This is a genomic window from Carnimonas bestiolae (genome assembly GCF_051251145.1).
Taxonomy (GTDB): Bacteria; Pseudomonadota; Gammaproteobacteria; order Pseudomonadales; family Halomonadaceae; genus Carnimonas; species Carnimonas bestiolae.
The window spans coordinates 124,324-147,147 of the sequence record NZ_JBPCZK010000007.1 but is presented as its reverse complement, the minus strand read 5'-3'; the positions used below and the strand labels follow the sequence as shown (position 1 = coordinate 147,147).

Sequence of the window (22,824 nt, the reverse complement as noted above, 5' to 3'; positions counted from 1 at the left end):
CTAACTGCTCCCGCCATTATAAGAGCGGGTAGTGTAAGGAAAGACGCGAACAGCCATGGATAAAAATTCGAGGTGTCAGTAAGGTTTTCCTCACTTCCAGTAATCGCAATGTCCCATATGACTATGCCTGCTGGAATCAGAGATACAGCGAAAAACAACCAGCTAATGATAACCATGATGAGCCACTTATGTTTGTTCGGTACTTTACCAATGCTATCCATGCAATCCTCTCGCATACTCCTAGTGAATGGTGCGAAGCTTATAGCATGGATTTAGCCTTTAGTGGCAACTGTTATTTGATTTTCGAGGTGGTTTTTACTCATCACCGCGTACTTGATAGTGCCACCCCGCGCAAATAATCACTAAGCGTGGTAATTAGCCATCTAATTAATTCTCTTTGGACTCGTTATTTCAGTAGTTGTCGTTGACTTAAGTACGGGGCCTTTGCCGGTATTCGTTCGGCAACCGATTTATTGGCGGTTCTGTCGGGAAGAAGTGTTCACTGGCGTAACGTTCACACCGGCATATTCGATACGCAGAGGGCGGTTTGCTTCATTAACATGCGGCGACCAAAGTAGCGGGCTTGCTGATTTCATCAATACGATCTGCGTCACACGTTAGCGAGCTGGATGGTGATAAGCGGTAAACAAAGTGTGCGATTCGCTCGAACATGGCAGTGACGGAACAGCGCAGCGCTATGCGCAGCTACATTCTGAGGTATTAAGGGAAGCAGTCGATGTGCGGTGACTCGAACAGATATCGCCAGTGCAAAAACAAAAACCGCCGATAGCGCTTAGGCTACTCGGCGGTTTTGAAATTCTTGGTCGGAGTGACAGGATTCGAACCTACGACCTCTGCCTCCCGAAGGCAGCGCTCTACCAAGCTGAGCTACACTCCGATGTTCGCGTAGCGCGCTGGGCGCTGCGGAAGTGGGGCGCATTATAAGTCTTCACGGTGCTTTTGCAAGCCCCTACTGTTGCTGAGGCCTTATGCGGTGCGCTCGACAGCTTGCTCTGCCAGCAGTGCGAGCGCGTCGCGATATTCGCTCGCTGGCAGCAGCTCGAGGCAGGCGCGCGCGCGGTCGCGCATCTCCAGCGCCTTGTCACGGGTGTATTCGAGTGCGCCAGTGCGATTAATGATGTCCTGGACGCGCTCCAAGTGCTCCAGTCCACCTTCCTGCTCGATTACTTGGCGGATCAGCGCGGCGTCTTCTTCATTCGCTACTTTCATTGCCTGAATCAAGGGTAGGGTAGGTTTGCCTTCGGCAAGGTCGTCGCCGACATTTTTGCCCATCGCTTCGGCGTCGCCCTGATAGTCGAGCAAGTCATCGACCAATTGGAAGGCGAGCCCAAGATAGCGGCCATAAAGCTGAAGCGCTTCGATCTGCTCAGCGCTGCCATCGGTGAGCATGGCGCCGGTATGCGATGCCGCTTCGAACAGCATCGCAGTTTTGCCCTGGATGGTGCGGAAGTAGTCGTCTTCGTTGATATCGGCGTTGCCAATGTTGGTCAATTGCAGCACTTCGCCTTCGGCAATCGTCGCAGTGGCGGCCGAAAGCACTCGCATGATCTCCATTGAGCCGACATCGACCATCATCTGGAACGAGCGCGAGTAGAGAAAGTCGCCCACCAGCACCGAGGGCGCATTGCCCCATTCGTCATTGGCCGTCGCCTTGCCGCGGCGCATATGCGATTCGTCTACTACGTCGTCGTGCAGCAGCGTCGAGGTATGCATGAACTCAATCAGGGCGGCTAGTAGCTGGTGCTTGTCGCCCTGATAACCCAGTGCGCGCGCCGCCAGCAGGACCAGCAGTGGACGCACTCGCTTGCCGCCGCTTTCGACAATGTAGTGGCCGATGGTTTCGACCAGCGGTACATCGGAGGCGAGACGTTCGGTAATGGTGCGGTTTACCGCGGCAAAGTCTTCCGCTACGGGGGCGTGAGTCTTGGAGGCGCTGAGTGACATGTTAGGCGAGTCTTCGTTGAATGCTGGCAGTCGTTGCGCCAAGCGCGCAGTCAGCGATGGCGAGCGTATCAGTGGATTGAACGTGTCGGATAGGGCCGACCTGCCGCCTCGTTATCCAAGGCAGCCGTGCTGATAATGCCATCGCGGCGCATGAACTTAAAGCTGGTAGGGCTGATGGCGCCATTTATGGATGGCGGTAAATAGCGCTTGCGGCGTCCTTGTTTGGCAGCGAGGCCCTTGCGCTGTGTGGTCGAGCATACGCAGGGCTGCGCGATTGGAAGCGGCGCTGGCCGCTCTGTTTTACCCGCGCGATGGGCGTGTTGTAGCGAACGCTTCAGTGGGATTGTTTTTCTTTAGCGGTATCGTTAAAATAGTGCGCCCTAAAACTCGTCGTGCTCCCTGTTAGATGGTGCCAAGAGGGGTGCCACTCGACGCAGGTTACCCAAGCAGCGAATCAAGATGAGTCCTCTGGAGAGTCCCATGACATATGCAGTAATCAAAAGCGGTGGTAAGCAGTACCGCGTAGAAGAAGGCCAGAGCATTAAGCTTGAAAAGCTTGAAGTTGCTACTGGTGAAAGCATCGATTTCGATCAGGTGCTGCTGGTTGGCGGCGATGAAGTTAAAATCGGTGCGCCGCTGGTAGAAGGTGCCAAGGTAACCGCAGAAGTGGTTTCCCATGGCCGCGGCAAAAAAGTGAACATCATCAAGTTCCGTCGCCGTAAGCACCACATGAAGCGTCAGGGCCACCGTCAGTGGTTCACTGAAGTCAAAATCACCGGAATCACCGCGTAAGCGCGTTTTTCCCCAGCTACGAGGATTTAGCAATGGCTCATAAAAAGGCAGCGGGTAGTTCGCGTAACGGACGCGATTCCCAGTCCAAACGCCTCGGCGTGAAACTCTTCGGTGGCCAGGCAGCGATCGCGGGCAACATCATCGTTCGTCAGCGCGGCACCAAGTTCCACGCGGGTACTGGCGTAGGTGTAGGCAAGGACTACACCCTCTTCGCACTGACCGACGGTCATGTGAAGTTCGAAACCAAAGGCCCGAAACAGCGCAAATTCGTTAGCGTTGTTCCTGCCTAAGGCATTCTTCGCGTGAAGTAACAGCGCGCGAGCAAGTGTCGCATTGACGCGACTTGCCTTTAAAAGCCCCGCCCTTGTTGCGGGGCTTTTTTGTCTGCTTGCAATCATTGCCGAGCAGGCCAGAATTTACTAATGGCAGCACCGGCTGTCATATTGCTTATCAACGGCAGTAGATACGTTATCTGGATCGCAGCGCCCTGGGCATGCGGTAATCGCTGGGAAGTGTCTCGTCGTTTACAGGATCAGCCCCGCTGGGTGGGGCAGGAGAAATCATGCAATTTGTCGATGAGGCGGCGATCACCGTCGAAGCGGGCAAGGGCGGCAATGGCTGCTTGAGCTTCCGTCGTGAAAAGTTCATTCCCAAGGGTGGCCCCGATGGCGGCGATGGCGGCCACGGCGGCAGCGTTTATCTAGTGGGGGATGAGGCGCTCAACACCCTGGTGGATTTCAAATTCCAGCGCTTCTACAAGGCCGAAAACGGTCGTCCCGGGCAGGGCAGCCAAATGAGCGGTCGCAAGGGCGAAGACTTGTACGTCAAGGTGCCGGTGGGCACCACCGTGATCGATGTCGAAACCCTCGAAGTCATCGGCGACGTTACCGAACACGAGCAGCAGCTCAAGGTTGCTCAGGGCGGCTATCGTGGCCTTGGCAACATTCACTTCAAATCGTCGACCAATCGGGCACCGCGTCGTACCACTCCGGGTACTGAAGGCGAGCGTCGCGAGCTGCGTCTGGAAATGAAAGTGATGGCCGACGTCGGTCTGCTGGGGATGCCCAACGCCGGCAAATCGACGCTGATTCGCTCGGTCTCTGCGGCGCGCCCCAAGGTGGCGGATTATCCCTTCACCACGCTGGTGCCCAATCTGGGCGTGGTAAAAATTGGTTCCCACGAGCATTTCGTGATTGCCGATGTACCAGGGCTGATTGAGGGTGCCTCTGAAGGTGCTGGGCTTGGTCTGCGCTTCCTCAAGCATCTGTCGCGCACTCGCCTGCTGTTTCATGTTGTTGATGTCGCACCGATTGATGAGAGCGATCCGGTCAAGGCAGTCACTACCATTAGCGAAGAACTGGCCGGATTCTCCCCGGCACTGGCGTCGCTGCCGCGCTGGCTGGTGATTAATAAGCTCGACTTGCTGCCTCAGGAAGAGCGCGACGAGCGCGTTGCCGAGATCGTCGAGCGACTGGCCTGGGAAGGGCCTGTCTATCGCATTTCTGCCGCCAGCGGCGAAGGTACTGATGCCCTGGTGCAAGCAGCCCATCGCTGGATCGTTGAGCAGCGCGAAGAAGTGGCTGAAAACGAGGAAGCAGCCGAGCGTGAACGTGAGCGTATCGAAGCGCTGGAGCAAGAGGCAGTGGCGCGTACCGAAGAACGGCTTGCAGGGCGTCGGCGTAAAAAGAAAGATGACGATGATGATTGGAACGACGACGATTACGACGTAGACGTCGAGTACGCTCCCTAGGCGTTTATTTTCTGTCTTATCCACAACGGGGTGGCGTTCGGTCGCCGGCACGACACGTGCTGGGGCTGGGCGCCGCCCCGTTACGTTATCCACAGCCGGTTTGGCTGAAGCGGCAGCGGGCGGGGGGATAGGGCGTTGATGAATACCTGGGTTGGTGTCATTGTAATGTTTTGTCGAATACGCGGCGGTAGGTAAGGCCAATCTGGCTGGCGCGACGTTCATCGAGCGTTGCGGGCTGGTGTCGATAATGGAATGTGTTACGCCACAAGAGGTGAACAACGAATGGCTCGTCAGGTACTCGGACGCGCTGATCTTGCCAACGTGAAATGTGTTGTCGTCAAGATTGGTAGTGCGCTTCTCACCAACGATGGTCGTGGTCTTAACCGCGACGGTATTGCGCAATGGGTAGAGCAGCTCGTAGAGCTGCGGCGGCGTGGTATCCATCCGGTGGTGGTGTCGTCGGGCGCTGTTGCCGAAGGCATGACACGGCTGGGATGGAGCGAGCGCCCCACCGAGCTCGATCACCTGCAGGCCGCGGCCGCGGTAGGGCAGTCCGGGTTAGTGCAGTGCTGGGAAGATCAGTTTGCTGGTCATGGTGTGCTGAGTGCCCAGATCCTTCTTACCCATGATGATTTGGCTGATCGTCGGCGCTACCTGAATGCTCAGGCGAGGTTGAAAACGCTGATCGAGCTGGGCGTGGTGCCGGTTATCAACGAAAACGACACGGTCGCCAATGACGAAATCAACTTTGGCGATAACGATACTCTGGGCGCGCTGGTGACCAATCTGGTGGAAGCTGAAGTGCTGGTGCTGCTAACTGATCAGGAAGGGCTGTTTGACGATAACCCTAGCGAAAATCCTGATGCCAAGCTGATTCCCGAAGCGGATGCCGACGACACCTCCCTCGATGCGATGGCGGGTGATGGCGGGGCGCTAGGCCGCGGCGGTATGGCGACCAAGGTCAAGGCGTCGCGCGTGGCCGCTCGCTCTGGGGCCGTTACGGTAATCGCCAGCGGTCGCCAGCCCAATGTGGTGCTGCGCGTCGTCGATGGCGAAGAGTTGGGAACGCTGCTGAAGCCGGAAGGAAGCGGAGTGACGGCGCGTAAGCGGTGGCTGCTGGGGCAGGTTAAGGTGCGCGGTACGCTGGTGTTAGACGATGGTGCTGTGGCTCGCCTGCGGGATGAAGGGTCGAGTTTGCTGCCGGTGGGTGTCAAGCAGGTATCCGGCGACTTCAATCGCGGCGATATCGTGCTGTGTGTGAACGCGCAGGGAGAATCAGTGGCGAAAGGCATTATCAATTATGGTTCACAGGATACCAAGCGTATTCTCGGCATGCCTAGCCGCGCCATCGAACCTATTCTGGGCTTCTGCCATTCCCCCGATCTGATCCATCGCGACAATCTCGTAATGGTGTGACGTATTCAGGCGGCATCGCTGTCGAAGGATGCCGCCAATAGCGATCACTGCCCACGCGCGAAGCGGGGGATATTCACTCCGTATGTTGGCATTGTTGGTTATCGCTGATAGAATGCTGCATCCTCTCAGACATGGCCCGTGCGATTGCAGCTGCTTTGTCGCGTGTTTCAGAAGGTTACGGCAGCGTTTGCCGTGGCTCTACTGGTAACCCGACCGCCTGCAGTCGTTGCTCATCCCGGGCGCATCCCCTCTTATGGCGAGAGCGGTCAGCGTCGGGTGGCATTTGAAAATCCATTTATCTTTTTACTGTCGATATTCCGAGGGAGTAGACGGTGGCGAATTCCAAGCAAGCTCGCAAACGCGCACGTCAGAACGAAAAACGTCGCGTTCTGAAATCCAGTCAGCGTTCCATGGTACGTACCTACGTAAAACGCGTTCTTAAAGCAGTCCAAAGCGGCGACCACGCGGCAGCCACTGCCGAGTTCAAGGCAGCTCAGCCGGTTATCGACCGCATTGCTGACAAGGACGTTATCGCCAAGAAAAAGGCTGCTCGTATCAAGAGCCGTCTTAACGCGCGAATTAAAAGCCTGGCTGCCTAAGCCGGTCAGGTGCTGCACTAAAAACCGGCTTCGGCCGGTTTTTTTATGGCTGTACGAAGTGGAGCGCAGCGCCGTACATCGTGCACATTTCATGTAATCAAGCGGCGTCACGAATAAAAGTCTGTACCCGCTGATCGCATGAAGGCAGTCTGCATGCTGCTTTGCGCCCTCGATGGCGTGCTGCGCATGTTGCGCGTTAGTGCTCGGATGTAGCGATATCAGCGTGTGACGTTTGGTTTTGATGGATAGCCAATAAAGGAGCCTCGGGTGGCAGGGTTGCTTAGATCCGGCGCAGTCGTCGGTGCAATGACAATGGTCTCGCGGGTACTGGGGCTGGTGCGCGATATGATGACCAGTGCCTTGTTAGGGGCCACTGGCAGCGCTGATGCCTACGTTATTGCCTTCAGAATTCCCAATCTGTTGCGCAGGCTGTTTGCGGAAGGGGCGTTTAGTCAGGCCTTCGTACCGGTGCTGTCTGAATACGCCACCACCAAGGACCATAACGAAGTCAAACGGCTGCTGAATTCAGCGTCGGGCGCACTGGCGCTGATTCTCGCTGCGATCACTGTCGTGGCCGTGGTGGCTTCGCCGCTGTTGGTATGGGTATTCGCGCCGGGCTTTGCTGAGGTGCCGGGCAAGATGGAACTGACCGCGCAGATGCTGCGCATCATGTTCCCTTACCTGCTGCTTATCTCGCTAACGGCCTTCTGCGGCGCCGTGCTGAATACCTGGGATCGTTTCGCGGTACCGGCGCTCACGCCGGTGTTCCTTAACCTCACCATGATTGCGTCAATGCTGTGGCTGTCACCGCATTTGTCGATACCTGCCATGGCGCTGGCGTGGGGCGTGTTGGCTGCGGGTGTTATTCAGTTGGGTTTCCAGCTGCCGTTCCTATGGCGTTTACGCCTGCTGCCGAAGCCCTGGCCCGATTTTCGTCATCCCGGTGTCAAACGCATTCTCAAGCTGATGGGCCCCGCAATCTTTGGCGTGTCGGTGTCGCAAATCAACCTGACGCTTAACTCGATTCTGGCCTCCTTCCTGACAACGGGAAGCGCGACCTGGCTATTTTACTCTGACCGACTGGTCGATTTGCCGACCGGTATCGTGGGGGTAGCGATTGGCACCGTCATCCTGCCGGCGCTATCGCGAGAGAAGGCGGCCAATGACCCGCAGCACTTTTCGCGCATGATCGACTGGGGACTGCGCACTATCCTGCTGTTAAGCCTTCCGGCGGCCATTGCGATCTTCATTCTGGCCGAACCGATGCTGGTGACGCTGTTTCATTATGGCAAGATGACGGATCACGATATTGTCATGACGGCTATGAGCCTGCGGGCCCTTTGCTTTGGCATGATCGGCTATATGCTGATCAAGGTGCTGGCCCCCGGCTTTTACGCACGCCAGGACACCAAAACACCGGTGCGTATTGGTATCGTGGCGGTTATCGCCAATATGGTATTCAACCTACTGTTGGTGGGGCCGCTTGCGCACGTGGGGCTGGCGTTATCGACCGCATTGGCATCCTTTGTTAACGCGGGACTGCTGGGGCGTGGATTGTGGCGTGCCGGCGTGCTGCGGTTTCATAAAGGATGGTGGCGCTATGGGCTGCAGATTGGCTCCGCGTGCTTACTGATGGCTGCTGCGCTTTTATGGTGGGTGCCCCCCTGGCAGCAGTGGGTGGCGTGGGGCGCAGCGCAGCGTGCCGAAGGCATGGCGCTGACAGTCGTTGGTGCGATGGTCATTTACTTTGGGTGGTTGGCAGTGACCGGCATGCGCGTATCCCAGTTCAGAATGCGAGGCTGACAGGCAATGGAATTGATCAGAGGACTGCACAACCTACGCCCTTCTCATCGTGGCTGTGTAGCCACCATCGGCAATTTCGATGGCGTACACCTGGGCCATATCGAGATTCTGAATCAGCTCCGCAGCCGTGCCGCTGCCTTGCAGCTGCCTACCACGGTGGTGCTGTTCGAGCCGCAGCCGCGCGAGTATTTCTCCAGCGATCAGGCGCCACCGCGGCTTACCTCCCTGCGCGACAAGCTGCGGTTAATGGAGGAGGCTGGTGTCGATCGAGTGCTGTGCCTGCCCTTTAACCAGCGGCTTAGAGAGCTTTCCGCGCGGGAATTTGTCGATCGGGTACTGATCGATGGACTGAACGTCAGCTATCTGGTTGTAGGCGATGATTTCCGCTTCGGCTGCGACCGTGCCGGCGACTTCGCACTATTGGAAGAGATTGGCCGCGCCCACAGCTTTAGCGTGGTAAATACGCGTTCCTTCCAGCTTGACGGTGAGCGCGTGTCATCCAGTCGCGTGCGCACACTGCTGGCTTCCGGCAATTTTCGTCAGGCGGCACTGCTGCTGGGGCGTGCCTATCGTTTTTCCGGCCGGGTGGTGGAGGATCGCCAGTTGGGTCGCACCATCGGCGTGCCCACCGCCAATATTCCGCTGCCCAAAACGCCGCTGGTACTGCGTGGCGTTTATGCGGTGCTGGTGATGCGCGAAAATGGCGAGCTATACGCGGGAGCGGCCAACTTCGGCTGGCGGCCTACGGTGGGCAGCGAGCGCCCGGTGCTGGAAGTGCATCTGATTGATTTCAAGGGCGACCTCTATGGCGAGCGGCTGGTTGTGGTGCCGTGCGTAAGGCTGCGCGGCGAAGTCGCTTTCCCGGGCATCGAGGTGTTGAAGCAGCAACTCCATCACGATGTCGCGGTCAGCCGCGATTATCTCGTGCCGCTGTTGCCAGACATACGCCAGCATCAGGTCGCGCTGGACAATGCTGCGCAGCTGCCGCTGGCAAGCGTGCCGCTATCGCCGTCGACGGATCACACGCGGCCCGCTGGAGATTCAGCATGAAGCCGCTTCGCTGTTGTTCCGTGCGTTATTTCTGGCGCTCGCTTGGTGACCGTATGGTGGCCTCGCGTGCGCCTTTGCAGGTTTTTCTCTGTAATGGGCCGACAGGTGCCCACTCCCTCTTCGTAACGACTTTCATGAGCAGGCCATGAGCGATCAAACACACGACTACAAGCATACGCTGAACTTGCCGCATACGGACTTCCCGATGCGTGGCAATCTGCCCAGCAAAGAGCCGGCGCGGCTGGCTCGCTGGACCGACATGCACCTTTACGAAAAACTGCGTGAGGCACGCCACGGTCGCGAGCGCTTCATTCTGCACGACGGCCCTCCCTACGCTAACGGCAGCATTCATATCGGGCATGCGGTTAACAAGATCCTCAAGGACATGGTGCTCAAGTCCAAAAACCTGGCCGGCTTCGATGCGCCTTACGTGCCGGGCTGGGACTGCCATGGCCTGCCCATCGAACACAAGGTCGAAACCGTGCATGGCAAGCATTTGCCAGCGGACAAGGCGCGTGAACTGTGCCGTGAATACGCGAGTGAGCAAGTGGAAGGGCAGAAGGCCGATTTCATTCGACTGGGTGTACTGGGCGACTGGGCGAACCCTTACCTGACCATGAACTTTTCCAACGAAGCCAACGAAATTCGTGCGCTTGGCAAGATTGCTGAGCGTGGCTTCGTCTATAAAGGGCTCAAGCCGGTTAACTGGTGCTTCGACTGTCAGTCAGCGCTGGCGGAAGCCGAAGTGGAATATCAGGACAAAGATTCCGACGCGATCGATGTGGCGTTCCCCGCCGTCGATGATGCCGCCTTGGCCGCTGCCTTCGGTCTGGATGCGCTGCCGAAGCCTGCTGCAGCGGTGATCTGGACAACCACGCCGTGGACCATTCCAGCCAACCAGGCGCTGAACGTTCACCCCGACTTCGACTACGTGCTGGTCGATACCGGCGAGCGTCTGCTGCTGCTTGCCGAAGAGCTGGTTGAGAGCAGCCTTGAGCGCTTTGGCCTGGAAGGTGAGGTAATCGCGCGTACCTCGGGCAGCAAGCTTGATCGCCTTGAATTCCGCCATCCGCTGGCACTCACCGACAGCGGTTTTGATCGCGTCGCGCCGGTGCTGCTGGCCGACTACGTCGAGCTAGGCGCAGGCACGGGGGTGGTTCACTCCGCGCCAGCCTACGGTGAGGACGACTTCTATACCTGTCAGCGCAACGGCTTCAGCTTCGACGACATTCTGAACCCGGTGCAGTCCAACGGTGTGTACGCTACATCGCTTCCGCTGTTTGGCGGTCAGTTTATCTGGAAAGCCAATCCCAATATCGTGGCGGTGCTGAGCGACTCCGGCAATCTGCTAGCGCACAAACGTATCACCCACAGCTATATGCACTGCTGGCGTCACAAAACGCCGCTGATCTATCGCGCCACTGCGCAGTGGTTTATTGCGATGGATAAAGCAGGCGCAGATGGTAAAACCCTGCGCGAGCTAGCGCTGCAAGGCGTCGACGATACGCGCTTCTACCCGAGTTGGGGCCAGAACCGCCTGCACAGCATGATCGAAGGGCGCCCTGACTGGTGTATCTCGCGTCAGCGTAACTGGGGCGTGCCGATTCCATTCTTCTTGCATCGTGAAAGCGGCGAACTGCATCCGCGTACCCAGCAGTTGATCGAAGAAGTTGCGCTGCGTGTTGAGAAAGAAGGCATCGAGGCATGGTTCAAGCTGGATGCGGCGGAGCTGCTGGGTGATGAAGCGAGCCAGTACGAGAAAGTTACTGACACGCTCGATGTCTGGTTCGACTCCGGCACCACCAACTTCCACGTGCTGCGCGGCTCACACTCCGAGCTGGCGCATCTGGAAGGCAATGTTGCCGATCTCTATCTGGAAGGCTCTGACCAGCACCGCGGTTGGTTCCAGTCGTCGCTGCTCACCGGCTCTGCTATCGATGAGCGCCCGCCTTACAAGGCGCTGCTGACGCACGGCTTCACCGTCGATCAGCAGGGGCGCAAGATGTCGAAGTCGGTGGGTAACGTGGTCGCGCCGCAGCAGGTTATGGATAAGCTGGGCGCGGATATTCTCAGGCTGTGGGTATCGTCGAGCGACTACTCGGCAGAGATGCCGGTTTCCGACGAAATCCTTAAGCGTATCGCCGACGCCTATCGCCGTATCCGCAACACCGCGCGCTTTATGCTGGGCAACCTGACCGGCTTCGATCCGGCGAGCGATATCGTTGCGCCCGAGAAGATGATCGCGCTGGATCGCTGGGCGGTCGATCGCGCCGCGCAGCTGCAGCAGCGTGTTGAAAAAGCCTATAGCGAGTACCGTTTCCTCGACGTGTACCAGCAAGTGCTGACATTCTGTTCGCGCGACATGGGCAGCTTCTATCTGGATATCATCAAGGATCGCCAGTACACCACGCAGGCCGACTCGCTGCCGCGTCGCAGCTGTCAGACCGCGCTCTATCACATCGTACAGGCGCTCAGCCGCTGGATGGCGCCGATTTTGTCGTTTACCGCCGATGAAGTGTACGAAAACATTCCCGGCAGCAAGCTCGATAGCGTGCTGCTTGAGGAGTACTACACCGAGCTGGCGGCGCTGCCCGATGATTTCGCCTACGGTCGCGAGTTCTGGGCGCGTGTGATGGACGTGAAGCACGCGGTGAACAAATGTCTGGAAACGGCGCGTGGCGAAGGCTTGGTCAAAGGCTCGCTGGATACCGAGGTCACGCTCTACGTCGATGATGAGCTACACGCGCTGCTCGACAGCCTAGGCCACGAGTTGCGCTTCGTGCTGATTACCTCTGAAGCGCGTCTGGCACCGCTTGCCGAGGCATCGGATGCGGCGGCCACTGAACTTGAAGGGCTGAAGGTCAAGGTAGAAGCAAGCAGCTGGCCCAAGTGTGAGCGCAGTTGGGAACGTCGTCCCGATGTGGGCACTCATGCCGAGTACCCGACGCTGTGCGAACGCAGCATCCTGAACCTGCCGGGTCATGAAGGTGAGGTGCGTTTGTATGCCTGATTCGTCTGCACGCAGCGCTGCGCCAGCCGCAGCGCCGATGCGCTCACCGTTGCGCTGGCTGTGGCTGTCGCTACTGGTGATCGCCGTTGATCTGGGTGCCAAATGGCTGGCCGTGAGTGGCCTTGAATATCGCCAACCGCATCCGGTCATCAATGGCTTCTTCGATCTGACGCTACTGTTCAATCATGGTGCTGCGTTCAGCTTTCTGGCCGACCATGCTGGCTGGCAGCGTTGGCTGTTCGCCCTGATTGCCATCGTCGCCGTCGTTGGGCTGTCGTTTTGGCTGACCCGGCTCAAGCAGGGGCAGCGCGGTATGGCTATTGCGCTGGCGCTGATTATCGGCGGTGCGCTGGGCAATCTGTTCGATAGGATGGTGCACGGCTACGTTATCGACTTCCTGTCGTTTCATTGGCATAGCGCGTATTACTATCCAGCGTTCAACATTGCCGATAGCGCGATCACCGTCGGCGCCATCGTGCTGATTCTGGATGCGTTCAGATCGCCGCGTAGGGCCATCAACAAGGAGCGCTCATGAGCTCTATATCATCTGACGGCGCTGCGGTGGGGGAAGGTACCACTGTCACGCTGCATTTCACGCTGACGCTCGAGGATGGTACCCAGGTCGATACCACCCGCGATAAGAAGCCAGCCACCTTCGATTTTGGTGACGGTAATCTTCCGCCAGGTTTCGAACAGCCGCTAAAAGGCATGCACGCTGGTGAGCGCGACTCCTTCACCATCTCGCCCGAGCACGCCTTTGGCCAGTACAACGAGCAAAATGTTCAGCTACTAACGCGGGATGCGTTCAGTGATGACATTGAGCTGGAAGTGGGCACGGTGGTTTCTTTCACCGATCCCGCTGGCGGCGAGCTTCCCGGCGTTATCAAAACGGTAGAGGGTGAGCAGGTCGACGTGGATTTCAACCATCCGCTGGCCGGTAAGGTGCTGGTGTTCGACGCAGAAATCATCTCGGTAAAACCGACTACTACGCACTAAGCGCGATAGGCCGGTAACTTCACGCCCTTGTCGAGCCATCGACAAGGGCGTTTTGTCGTTATGCTCTGGCGTCGCGAGCATTTCCTGCCTTCCTGCCTTCCTGCCTTCCTGCCTTCCTGCCTTCCTGCCTTCCTGCCTTCCTGCCTTCCTGCCTTCCTGCCTTCCTGCCTTTCTGCCGACCTGCCGTCCTCACCGCCTGCCGCTAAAACGGTGTTCATTGCTGCCGATATTCTCTCGTTGGGTTTATCGGGAGAAGAAAATGGCTGGCAATGACTCAGGCTTTGCGCTGATTGAGCTGATCGCCGCCATGGCAATCGCTGCCATTGGCGTTGCGGCCATCACCAACGGAATGGTTGCGCTGAGCGGGCAGACAGCGCTGTTACAGCAGCGCAGCCTCGCGGTGCAGGCACTGGCGAATCTGGCGGCAAATCATTCTCTCGGCGTAGCGTTCAGCGAACAATCCGCGGTTACCGGCAATGATCGCGTGGTCATATGTTCTCGTCATGCTGGTGGCAATCTTCAGCTGTGGCTTGATTGGTCGAAGCAACAGCAGCGCTGTGTAGCGGGGCAGAATGCGGCGGCATCGGAGCTGATTACGCTGCGAGCAACCCATGAGTAGCGCGGCGGACGATCGTGGCGTGGTGCTGGGCGAAATGCTGGTGGTGATGCTGATCACCTCGCTGCTGGTGGCGGCGCTGTTGAGCACGCATGCTCAGTTGCAAGGCCAGTTGATGCACGTGAGAGCGCAACAGTTAGCCCATGAGCGCGCACGCTTGGCCAGCCTGGTCATCACACAGGAGCTCAAGCGCGCTGGCTTCTGGGGCATGCCCGCAGGGGTGGAGGGCAGCTTGGTGCCGCCGGCGGTCAGTGCTGCGCGCGGCGAGATAAGGTGCCAGCGTCAGCCCTGCGTGAGCTCGCTGGGCGATGCGCTCGCAGGCGGTACTCAGGGCAGCGAGGCGTTGATTGTGCGCTATGCGCGGGCGGCTCATGAATTGGCGGGCACTGAACTACCCTTTGCAGCCGTCGACGATGCTCGGCAGGAGTGGCGCTTCTACGCCACTGGGCTGTATCTATCCGGAAAGCCTTCGGGGCTTTATCAGCGCATTGCGGGCAGGCGTAATGCAGAAGAGCTGGTGCGCGGTATCTGTGAGCTGAAATGTCGCTATGCAGAGCTCGACCCGCAAGGACGCGTAACGCCATGGCGGTCCGCTGCGGCTATCCAGCAATGGCCGGCGGTGGTGGCGGTGCAGTGTCGTGTTACCGCAACAGGCAGCGAGTGTGCCGATTCGCCAGCTACTGTCCAGCGTCAGTTCGAGGTGGCGTTGCGCAATCCGCTGGAACGCTGGAGAGCGCAGCGTGCCTGGCAACAGCTGGCGCGGCAATCGCTGGGTGTTTCTCCATGATTGCCAACGAGCGAGGGATGGCGCTGCCGCTAGCGCTGCTGTTGATGATGCTGTTGGCGGTGTTATTAGAAGGAGCAGCAGCGCACCTGCACCACGAAGTCGCCAACGTGAACCGAGAGTTTTCCGCGCTGCAAAATAGCATCGCGCTAACGCAGTCAGTCGAAGCGGCGTGGCAAGCGCTCGAACGGGGTGCGCCCGTGGCTTCCTTTAGCGATGGCGAAACATGCGTGGCGGTCACGACCTTAACTGCGCCAACCGTCTGCCCTTGGCTGCCATTACGACACTGCCAAGCGCTGGAAGTCGCTGCGTGGCGGTGTGATGGTCGCCCCTATGGCGAGAAGGTCTTCAAAGGAGGCTGGCGAGTGTCCAACGGTAACGCCTTCATCGCGATGGTGCCGGGGTACTGGCGCTGGGGGTAGCCGACTCAAGGTCGCTCTCTTCTCGCGGACGCCCCGAACGATTGAGTATCAAGCGGTGGTGGCTGCCGTAGCGGGTGGAGAAATCAAACGTCGCGTTAAGCATGTTGGCAGCGCTGTCTGGGCGGAACACCAGCTCGGTGGCGGGCCCGCTCAGTTGGACTCCCGGCGAAAGTTCGAAGCGGCTGATTGGAAGCGTACGGTCGCTTGGGGTATCGAGAAGTGCTCCCGCCGACCATTGTTGACCGCAGCGCTGCGAATCGCCTCTCGGGCATAGCCGCTGAGGCGTTGCCGTCATCATGCTGACCAAACGTGCTTGCTCGATCAGCGCAGCAAAGCGCTGGCGGTCGGCCACTGCGCGTCGCTCCGCCAGCCATCGTTGCGCGCTCGGCAGCGAGTAGCTGAGTAATATCGATGCCACCAGCATGGCCGCCATGATCGAAACAACCGAGAATCCGCTTTGGGAATGAGATGGCATACCCGTATCACCTTGAGAAGCTGCAGGAAGTCAGCCTATCGGTAGGGCATCCACTCAGGTTTAACGCCGAGGTTAGAAATCATCGATCGCGTAATGAAGGAAAGTCGCCAAAGCTCATGCCGAGAGTAAACGCGTGGCGCGTGGCAACAACGGCGCTGACCAAGATGGTGGGGCGAAGAGAAAGCGAAGGGCGCAGCGTGGGATAGGCAATGCTGCCGGTCAGGTGGGACGAAGATAGCCTGCGAGACGTTCAGGATATTCGGTTAACCGAGACGTGCGTGCTCTTCGCAGCAGTAGGAATTCGAGGATGCGTCGTTATGCACGGCATCGGTTGCTGCAATGTGCAGGCCGCAATGCGCGCAGCGCACCGTATTGATGCTGGGCACGTCGTGACGTTTCGGCGAGCGCTGCTCGCGTGCGACGGAAGGTTTCTTCAGGCTGCTGATAAATCTGTAGGCAATGTAGCCAAGTAGAGCAATGGCGATGAACTGTAACAACGTGACGGCTCCTGATTGAGGCCCGCGAAAGCAAAGCAGCCAGTGGCTGACAGAATTCGCTGAAGTGTATAGCGAGTTTGCACGACGCGCCAATGGTGGTGGGCGGCGCGCGATAGCGATACCTTTATCGCTCGATTGGATAACAAAAAGGCGCGCAGCCCAAGCTGCGCGCCTTTTGGCCTTTTAGCTCCAGCCTACTAGCCGTCGAGGGAAAGTGTTTTTCCCAAATGGCGCGTTTTGAAGGTAGTGCCATTCAGCTGTTTGTAGTCGGGCTTGTTATGAATCAACACGGCGAGCGTTTCGCGCGCACGGTCGTCCATATTCAGCCCCATGTAGCCTTCTACCATGCTGGCCAGCGCATCATAGTTGGCAGGCGTTTGCGGATAGTGCGAAATAACCCAGCGTCCGCGCTCGATGGCGGCGACGTAATCGCGCTTGCGCAGATAGAAATCAGCAACTTCAAGCTCGTGCTGCGCGGTCAGATTGCGCAGGTAGATAATGCGCTGACGGGCGTCGGGCGCGTAGCGGCTTTGCGGGAAGCGCGTGATCAGCTCGTTGAAGTCCTTGTAGGCGGCGTTGGTAGCGCCCAGATCACGCGTGGAGATGCTGACCAGATCAAGACCCTCCAGGCCGAATCGACCCGCCTGCCAGTTGGCAAGACCGCGCAGGTAATAAGCGTAATCCACTTGCGCATTGTCGGGATGAAGACGAATGAAGCGTCCCGCAGAGGCAATGGTCGAGTCCCAGTTATTCACCTGGTAATAGCCATAGATCAGGTCAAGCTGCACGTTTTCGGCGTTTTGACTGAACGGATAACGGCTATCAAGTGTTTCGAGCTGGGTGACCGCCGCTGAGTAGCGACCGTTGTTCAGCGACTGTTGGGCTTGTTGGTAGAGCTGCTGTTCTGGAAGATCAGCCACTGGCTTGGTATTTCCGCCGCAACCTACCAGCACGGCAGCGACCAGCGCGAGAGCACTCAATTGATAAGCGCGCATTGTTTTCCTCGTGTCGGGCAAACCACGGCGTCCATGCTAGAATTCGCCGCCGTCCTTCATCATCTTTAGCGTCCCGCCAGCATAGCATGCGAAAATGCCATCGCTGTAGAGACAAAAATCCGCTTCACTATAAATCACCAGCGCGAGTTATGACACCGCTTGGACGGTGAATCTCGTACTGAGCCACGCGTGAAGCAGCGGAGCTGTTAGTTATGCCAGAAGTCATAGATCAGCATCATAGCGTGCCAGAAAGCCTGCACGGCCTGCGTTTCGACCAGGCGGCCGCGCGTTTGTTCGCTGATTGGTCACGCGAAAAACTCAAGCACTGGATCGAATCCGGACAGCTTCGTCTCGATGGTCAAATAGCCAAACCGAAGGTGAAAGTAGCTGCGGGTCAGCGTCTTTCGTTGGAAGCAGAGGTCGAGCCGGCGGGCGAGTGGGAGGCTGAAGATATTCCGCTTGCCATCGTTTTCGAAGACGAGCACCTGCTGGTGCTGAATAAACCGGCGGGTATTGTGGTGCATCCTGCGGCGGGCAACCCTGATGGCACGCTATTGAACGCACTGCTGCATCATCAGCCCGAGCTTATTAATCTGGCGCGTGCTGGCATTGTGCATCGCCTCGATAAAGATACCAGCGGCTTGATGGTGGTGGCGAAGTCACTGCTGGCGCAGCGTTCCTTGATCGAACAGTTGAAGGATCACAGCGTCGCGCGCGAGTATGACGCTGTCGTGGTGGGAGTACCGATCAGCGGCGGTCGCGTCGATGCGCCGCTGGGCCGCCATCCCAAGGATCGCAAACGTCAAGCGGTGGTGCAGGGTGGCAAGCCAGCCGTTACGCATTATCGTGTGCTTGAGCGCTTTCGTGCGCACACCTTGCTACGCTGTTCGCTGGAAACGGGGCGCACGCACCAGATTCGCGTGCATATGGCGCACCAGAAGCTGCCGTTGGTCGGCGATCCTGTGTATGGCGGTCGACTCAAGCTGCCTGCGGGCGCCGATGAGACGCTCAAGCGCGAACTCAGCGAATTCCCGCGCCAAGCGCTGCATGCCCATCGGCTGGTGCTGGAGCATCCGCAAAGCGGCCGACAGATGCGCTTCGACGCGCCGCTACCCAATGATATGGTGTCGCTGCTGAGCGCACTGCGCGCCGACGCCAACGAATAGCGCCGCTAGCGATCAACAAGGTGGCGTAAGCAGGGGTGGCATTGGCTGCCGCTAACGCGATGTGCTGACAGGAAGGCTGCATGACACACACTCACGATAACAACTCGCCTCGTCACCTTGAACTCGACGAGCAGCCTCATTGGCTAGTGCCTGACTGGTCGGCACCGGCGTCGGTACGAGCGCTGGTGACCACCCGCGAAACCGGCCCCAGCCAAGCGCCTTTTGATGCCTTCAACACAGCGGCGCACGTGGGTGATGACCCCGCGACGGTAAGCCGCTGCCGGCGCTGGCTAGCGGCGCGTATTGGCGACGAGCGGCCGCTGCTGTGGCTGAATCAGGTGCATGGCACTCAGGTGCAGACCTCACTGCCCGCGCCAGGAGAAGTACCCAATGCCGATGCCTCGGTGGCTTTTAACCGCGATTACGCCTGCGTGGTGCTTACCGCTGACTGTCTGCCGGTGTTCTTCTGCGATACCGCTGGAACGCGGGTAGCGGTCGCCCATGCCGGGTGGCGTGGGCTGGCGGAAGGCGTGCTTGAGCGCACGCTGGCAGCGCTCGATTGCCCAGCTCACGAGGTAATGGCCTGGATGGGGCCGGCTATTTCCAGTGCGCAGTTCGAAGTAGGGCAGGAGGTGTTCGACTGCTTCGTATCGGCCAATGCCGAAGACGAGACCGCGTTCGAGCACAGCCCCTATCGCTTGGGGCACTACATGGCTGATCTTTATCAATTGGCGCAGCTACGGCTTAAGCGCTGTGGCATTAAAAACATCAGCGGTGGTCTCTTCTGCACAGCTTCCGACAAGCGTTTCTATTCCTACCGTGAAAGCGACGGCATCACCGGTCGCATGGCAAGCGTTATCTGGCTGCGCGGTTAACGCGCAATGGGCTGATGATCAGCCCTCCATTGCGCTGGAATGGGGCCGGGTAAAGCGCTGCTGATTGCCTGAACGCTGCTATTTCTCCTCTTCTTCCACGTTGCCAGTAAGCAATAGCCAGCTTTCAATGGCTGCTGAATACGCTGGTGTCGGCCTGACGTTAGGCCTCAACCTGTTACTTATCTATTTAACATAAAAAAAGTGGATAACTTTTTCATTTGCTCTTGAAACCGGCCCGACTAACACCATCTATTCTTCCAGACAATGCTGCCCGATAGAGAAGGCGGCGCCCGATTTACATGCTCTGGCGAAGCGCGCTACTGGCTTGCGGCGGAGCACACAGGAGAACCTGTCTATGCGAATGGATCGTTTGACCAGTAAGCTGCAAAACGCGCTGGCCGATGCGCAGTCTGTTGCCGTCGGCCATTCTCAAAATGAACTTCAGCCAGCGCACCTGCTGGTGGCCCTGCTGGACGATAGCGATGGTGGCTTCCGCGCGCTGGTACAGAAGGCGGGCGGCGATGTTGATCGCCTGAAAGAGCAGCTCAAGCAGCAAGTCGACAACCTGCCTTCGGTGTCACAGTTTGACGGTAATGTAGGCATGGGACAGGGCTTGGCCCAGCTACTTAATTTGGCGGATCGCGAGGCGCAAACCCGAGGCGACGAATATCTGGCGACCGAGCTAGTGCTGATTGCCGCCGTGGAAGCCGGCGGCGAGGTGGGCAAGGCGCTGAAAAACGCAGGTGTCACCGCGCAGAGCGCTCGCGCGGCAGTGGATGGATTACGAGGAGGGGCAGCGGTGAACGATGCTCAGGCTGAAGAAAAACGCGAAGCACTCGAGAAGTATACCCAGGATCTGACCGAGCGCGCGCGCAGCGGCAAACTCGATCCGGTGATCGGTCGCGATGATGAAATTCGTCGTGCCATTCAGGTCTTGCAGCGTCGTACCAAAAACAACCCGGTACTGATCGGTGAGCCCGGGGTGGGTAAAACCGCCATCGTTGAGGGACTAGCGCAGCGCATTGTGAACGGTGAAGTGCCGGAATCGCTGAAAGACAAGCGCGTGCTGGCGTTGGATCTTGGTGCCTTGCTGGCCGGTGCCAAATTCCGCGGTGATTTCGAAGAACGCCTGAAATCGGTACTGAATGAGCTCGCCAAGGAAGAAGGCCGCGTCATTCTGTTTATCGATGAAATTCACACCATGGTAGGGGCCGGTAAGGCGGACGGTGCCATGGATGCGGGCAATATGCTCAAGCCAGCGCTGGCGCGCGGCGAGCTGCACTGTGTTGGCGCGACCACGCTCGACGAGTATCGCCAGTACATTGAGAAAGACGCGGCCCTGGAGCGTCGCTTCCAGAAGGTGCTGGTCGATGAGCCGAGCGAAGAAGACACCATCGCCATTCTGCGCGGCCTGAAAGAGCGCTACGAAGTGCACCATGGGGTGCAGATTACCGACGGCGCCATTATCGCCGCGGCCAAGCTGTCGACGCGCTACATTCCTGATCGGCAGTTGCCCGATAAGGCCATCGACCTGATCGACGAAGCAGCCTCGCGCATCCGCATGGAGATGGACTCCAAGCCAGAGTCGATGGATAAGCTCGAACGGCGTTTGATTCAGCTTAAAATTGAGCGTGAAGCGCTGAAAAAAGAGACCGACGAAGCAACGCGCAAACGTCTCGATTCGCTGGAAGAGCAGATTCAGGTGCTCGAGAAAGAGTACGCCGATCTGGAGGAACTGTGGAAATCGGAAAAAGCCAGTCTGGAAGGCGCGGCGCAGTTCAAGACCGAGCTTGAGCAGGCACGCACCGAATTGGATGCCGCGCGTCGCGCAGGCGATCTCGGCAAGATGTCTGAGTTGCAGTACGGCGTGATTCCGCAGTTGGAGGAGAAAATCGCGCAGGCCAACGAAACAGCAGACGCCGATCAAGCGCCACTTAAACTGCTGCGCGCCAACGTGACGGAAGAAGAAATCGCTGAAGTGGTGTCACGCTGGACCGGCATTCCGGTTTCCAAAATGCTGGAAGGTGAGCGCGATAAGCTGCTGCGCATGGAAGATGCGCTGCACGAGCGGGTTATTGGTCAAAACGAAGCCGTCGATGCCGTGTCCAATGCGGTTCGCCGCTCGCGTGCAGGCATCGGCGATCCCAATCGGCCTAACGGTTCGTTCCTGTTCCTCGGCCCGACCGGGGTGGGTAAAACCGAGCTGTGCAAGGCATTGGCGACCTTCCTCTTCGATACCGAAGAAGCGATGGTGCGCATCGATATGTCCGAGTTCATGGAGAAACACTCGGTGGCCCGCTTGATCGGCGCGCCTCCCGGCTATGTCGGCTACGAAGAGGGCGGCTACCTGACTGAAGCGGTGCGTCGTAAGCCCTATTCGGTAGTGCTGCTTGATGAAGTCGAGAAAGCACATCCCGATGTCTTCAATATCTTGCTGCAAGTGCTCGAAGACGGCCGCTTGACCGATGGTCAGGGGCGCACTGTTGACTTCCGCAACACGGTGGTGGTGATGACGTCCAATCTCGGCTCCGATGTTATCCAGCAGTATGGCGGTGAAGCGGATAAATACGACGAGATGAAAGGCGCGGTCATGGACGTGGTGGGTACGCACTTCCGTCCTGAGGTCATCAACCGTATCGACGAAGTGGTGGTCTTCCATCCGCTGGGGCAGGACCAGATCCAGCGTATCGCATCGATTCAGCTCGAACGTTTGCGTGCACGGCTGGCCGAGCGCGAGATCGGGCTCGAGGTTAGCGATGCTGCGCTGGCACAGCTTGCGGTGGTGGGCTTCGACCCCGTGTTTGGCGCCCGTCCGTTGAAACGCGCCATTCAGACGCGTCTCGAGAATCCGCTGGCACAGGAGCTGTTGGCCGGTCGCTACGGCCCCGGTGATACCGTCAAGGTGGGGGCTGCAGAGGGCGAGCTAGCGCTGAGCTAACGTGCTTCCTTCAGCAGCAATCTCCCCCGTAGGATACTTCCTGCGGGGGATTTTTTTGTGCGATACAGCGGCTAGTCGCTCATGGTGAATCTAGCGGCAGGTTACCCTGGCACTGCGCCTTCCACTCGGTGACAGAGCGGTCAAAAGAAAACGCTAAAGCGGGAATAGGGCGCTGCTCTCGGTGTGGCCTTTATCGTTACCGCTATGTGATGCAAAGGGCGCGCTCAGCGAGGCGCTAAGGGGGCGTGGCGGCTATGCTTCCAGCTGGAAAGAGCTTTATGAACTCAGGTTTTATGAAATGTCATTTTATTGAATTTTTATTGCGGTAAATCGCGGTTTCGTAAGCATAAACAACCCTGATAAAACTTTAGTGCGCTATATGTTGACAAAGAATAAAAAAACAACCACTCTATACCTCCCTGATGACGTGGCACTCTAGGCGGCAATACCCAAGCCTCCTCGGTGCACTGCAATTCACCTATTGCTTACGCGTCCCGGACCCGCTGGCAAACAGTCAATCTCCACTGTTTTGCCAGTCGTGATACCCCTTTGGGCTGACCTTACCCGGTCGTGGGAAGCCGCTGCGCGAGGAGTCTCCTTGCCAGCGCTCCCGGTCCCGCCAGCATGCTACAGCGCCCCAGTGGGGTGCGTTAGCACCCAGGCCGTCAGGTGTTC

The 22,824-nt window shown here is 58.2% G+C and carries 21 protein-coding genes and 1 tRNA gene; 17 read left to right on the top strand and 5 right to left on the bottom strand.

Annotated elements, in window-relative coordinates:
- Nucleotides 1–821: 821 nt before the first annotated feature.
- Nucleotides 822–898, bottom strand: a tRNA-Pro gene (locus R84865_RS09970).
- Between the two features lie 89 nt (nt 899–987).
- Nucleotides 988–1,965, bottom strand: coding sequence for an octaprenyl diphosphate synthase (gene ispB / locus R84865_RS09965; RefSeq protein ID WP_435639553.1), 978 nt, complete (start codon nt 1,963–1,965; stop codon nt 988–990).
- Between the two features lie 480 nt (nt 1,966–2,445).
- On the opposite strand from ispB, the gene rplU reads away from it, so the two are divergent.
- The 14 genes from rplU to R84865_RS09895 all read left to right on the top strand — a co-directional run bounded on the left by rplU (nt 2,446) and on the right by R84865_RS09895 (nt 15,203).
- On the top strand, nt 2,446–2,757 hold the full coding sequence (rplU, locus tag R84865_RS09960; protein ID WP_435631860.1) for a 50S ribosomal protein L21: 312 nt from the start codon (nt 2,446–2,448) through the stop codon (nt 2,755–2,757).
- Between the two features lie 32 nt (nt 2,758–2,789).
- The gene (gene rpmA / locus R84865_RS09955) at nt 2,790–3,047 is read left to right on the top strand and encodes a 50S ribosomal protein L27 (RefSeq protein ID WP_025733426.1); all 258 of its coding nucleotides are present in this window, start codon (nt 2,790–2,792) and stop codon (nt 3,045–3,047) included.
- 272 nt (nt 3,048–3,319) lie between these two features.
- The gene (gene cgtA, locus R84865_RS09950) at nt 3,320–4,507 is read left to right on the top strand and encodes an Obg family GTPase CgtA (RefSeq protein WP_435639552.1); all 1,188 of its coding nucleotides are present in this window, start codon (nt 3,320–3,322) and stop codon (nt 4,505–4,507) included.
- Between the two features lie 282 nt (nt 4,508–4,789).
- Nucleotides 4,790–5,923, top strand: a complete 1,134-nt coding sequence (gene proB / locus R84865_RS09945) for a glutamate 5-kinase (protein WP_435639551.1) — start codon at nt 4,790–4,792, stop codon at nt 5,921–5,923.
- A gap of 332 nt (nt 5,924–6,255) precedes the next feature.
- Nucleotides 6,256–6,522 carry a 30S ribosomal protein S20 gene (gene rpsT / locus R84865_RS09940; protein WP_435631857.1) on the top strand — a complete coding sequence of 89 codons (267 nt, stop codon included), beginning with the start codon at nt 6,256–6,258 and terminating at the stop codon, nt 6,520–6,522.
- A 267-nt stretch (nt 6,523–6,789) separates the two neighbouring features.
- Nucleotides 6,790–8,325 (top strand): murein biosynthesis integral membrane protein MurJ, encoded by a 1,536-nt coding sequence (murJ, locus tag R84865_RS09935; RefSeq protein ID WP_435631856.1) that lies wholly within the window; start codon nt 6,790–6,792, stop codon nt 8,323–8,325.
- A 6-nt stretch (nt 8,326–8,331) separates the two neighbouring features.
- On the top strand, nt 8,332–9,375 hold the full coding sequence (gene ribF / locus R84865_RS09930; RefSeq protein WP_435637468.1) for a bifunctional riboflavin kinase/FAD synthetase: 1,044 nt from the start codon (nt 8,332–8,334) through the stop codon (nt 9,373–9,375).
- Nucleotides 9,376–9,520: 145 nt separating this feature from the next.
- Nucleotides 9,521–12,385 carry an isoleucine--tRNA ligase gene (gene ileS / locus R84865_RS09925; RefSeq protein ID WP_435639550.1) on the top strand — a complete coding sequence of 955 codons (2,865 nt, stop codon included), beginning with the start codon at nt 9,521–9,523 and terminating at the stop codon, nt 12,383–12,385.
- A complete protein-coding gene (gene lspA / locus R84865_RS09920; RefSeq protein ID WP_435639549.1) occupies nt 12,378–12,920 on the top strand; it encodes a signal peptidase II in 543 nt (180 codons plus the stop codon). Before ileS ends, lspA begins: the two co-directional genes overlap by 8 nt.
- Nucleotides 12,917–13,381 carry an FKBP-type peptidyl-prolyl cis-trans isomerase gene (gene fkpB, locus R84865_RS09915; protein WP_435631852.1) on the top strand — a complete coding sequence of 155 codons (465 nt, stop codon included), beginning with the start codon at nt 12,917–12,919 and terminating at the stop codon, nt 13,379–13,381. The genes lspA and fkpB overlap by 4 nt, the downstream gene beginning before the upstream one ends.
- Before the next feature lie 60 nt (nt 13,382–13,441).
- On the top strand, nt 13,442–13,654 hold the full coding sequence (locus R84865_RS09910; protein ID WP_435639548.1) for a hypothetical protein: 213 nt from the start codon (nt 13,442–13,444) through the stop codon (nt 13,652–13,654).
- Nucleotides 13,641–14,000 carry a prepilin-type N-terminal cleavage/methylation domain-containing protein gene (locus R84865_RS09905; protein ID WP_435639547.1) on the top strand — a complete coding sequence of 120 codons (360 nt, stop codon included), beginning with the start codon at nt 13,641–13,643 and terminating at the stop codon, nt 13,998–14,000. The genes R84865_RS09910 and R84865_RS09905 overlap by 14 nt, the downstream gene beginning before the upstream one ends.
- Nucleotides 13,993–14,784: a PilW family protein gene (locus R84865_RS09900; RefSeq protein WP_435639546.1), complete on the top strand. Its 792-nt coding sequence runs from the start codon at nt 13,993–13,995 to the stop codon at nt 14,782–14,784. The genes R84865_RS09905 and R84865_RS09900 overlap by 8 nt, the downstream gene beginning before the upstream one ends.
- Nucleotides 14,781–15,203 (top strand): hypothetical protein, encoded by a 423-nt coding sequence (locus R84865_RS09895; protein ID WP_435639545.1) that lies wholly within the window; start codon nt 14,781–14,783, stop codon nt 15,201–15,203. The genes R84865_RS09900 and R84865_RS09895 overlap by 4 nt, the downstream gene beginning before the upstream one ends.
- On the opposite strand, the gene R84865_RS09890 is transcribed toward R84865_RS09895, so the two are convergent.
- The 3 genes from R84865_RS09890 to R84865_RS09880 all read right to left on the bottom strand — a co-directional run bounded on the left by R84865_RS09890 (nt 15,166) and on the right by R84865_RS09880 (nt 17,170).
- A complete protein-coding gene (locus R84865_RS09890) occupies nt 15,166–15,678 on the bottom strand; it encodes a GspH/FimT family pseudopilin (protein ID WP_435639544.1) in 513 nt (170 codons plus the stop codon). The genes R84865_RS09895 and R84865_RS09890 overlap by 38 nt on opposite strands.
- A gap of 263 nt (nt 15,679–15,941) precedes the next feature.
- On the bottom strand, nt 15,942–16,175 hold the full coding sequence (locus tag R84865_RS09885; RefSeq protein ID WP_435631847.1) for a PP0621 family protein: 234 nt from the start codon (nt 16,173–16,175) through the stop codon (nt 15,942–15,944).
- A gap of 197 nt (nt 16,176–16,372) precedes the next feature.
- Nucleotides 16,373–17,170: an outer membrane protein assembly factor BamD gene (locus R84865_RS09880; protein WP_435631846.1), complete on the bottom strand. Its 798-nt coding sequence runs from the start codon at nt 17,168–17,170 to the stop codon at nt 16,373–16,375.
- Nucleotides 17,171–17,382: 212 nt separating this feature from the next.
- On the opposite strand from R84865_RS09880, the gene rluD reads away from it, so the two are divergent.
- From rluD to clpB, 3 genes are all read left to right on the top strand, one after another.
- Nucleotides 17,383–18,336, top strand: coding sequence for a 23S rRNA pseudouridine(1911/1915/1917) synthase RluD (rluD, locus tag R84865_RS09875; RefSeq protein WP_435639543.1), 954 nt, complete (start codon nt 17,383–17,385; stop codon nt 18,334–18,336).
- Nucleotides 18,337–18,416: 80 nt separating this feature from the next.
- A complete protein-coding gene (gene pgeF / locus R84865_RS09870; protein ID WP_435639542.1) occupies nt 18,417–19,211 on the top strand; it encodes a peptidoglycan editing factor PgeF in 795 nt (264 codons plus the stop codon).
- A 355-nt stretch (nt 19,212–19,566) separates the two neighbouring features.
- Entirely contained in the window at nt 19,567–22,149 is a 2,583-nt protein-coding gene (gene clpB / locus R84865_RS09865) for an ATP-dependent chaperone ClpB (protein ID WP_435639541.1), read from the top strand.
- Nucleotides 22,150–22,824 lie beyond the last annotated feature (675 nt).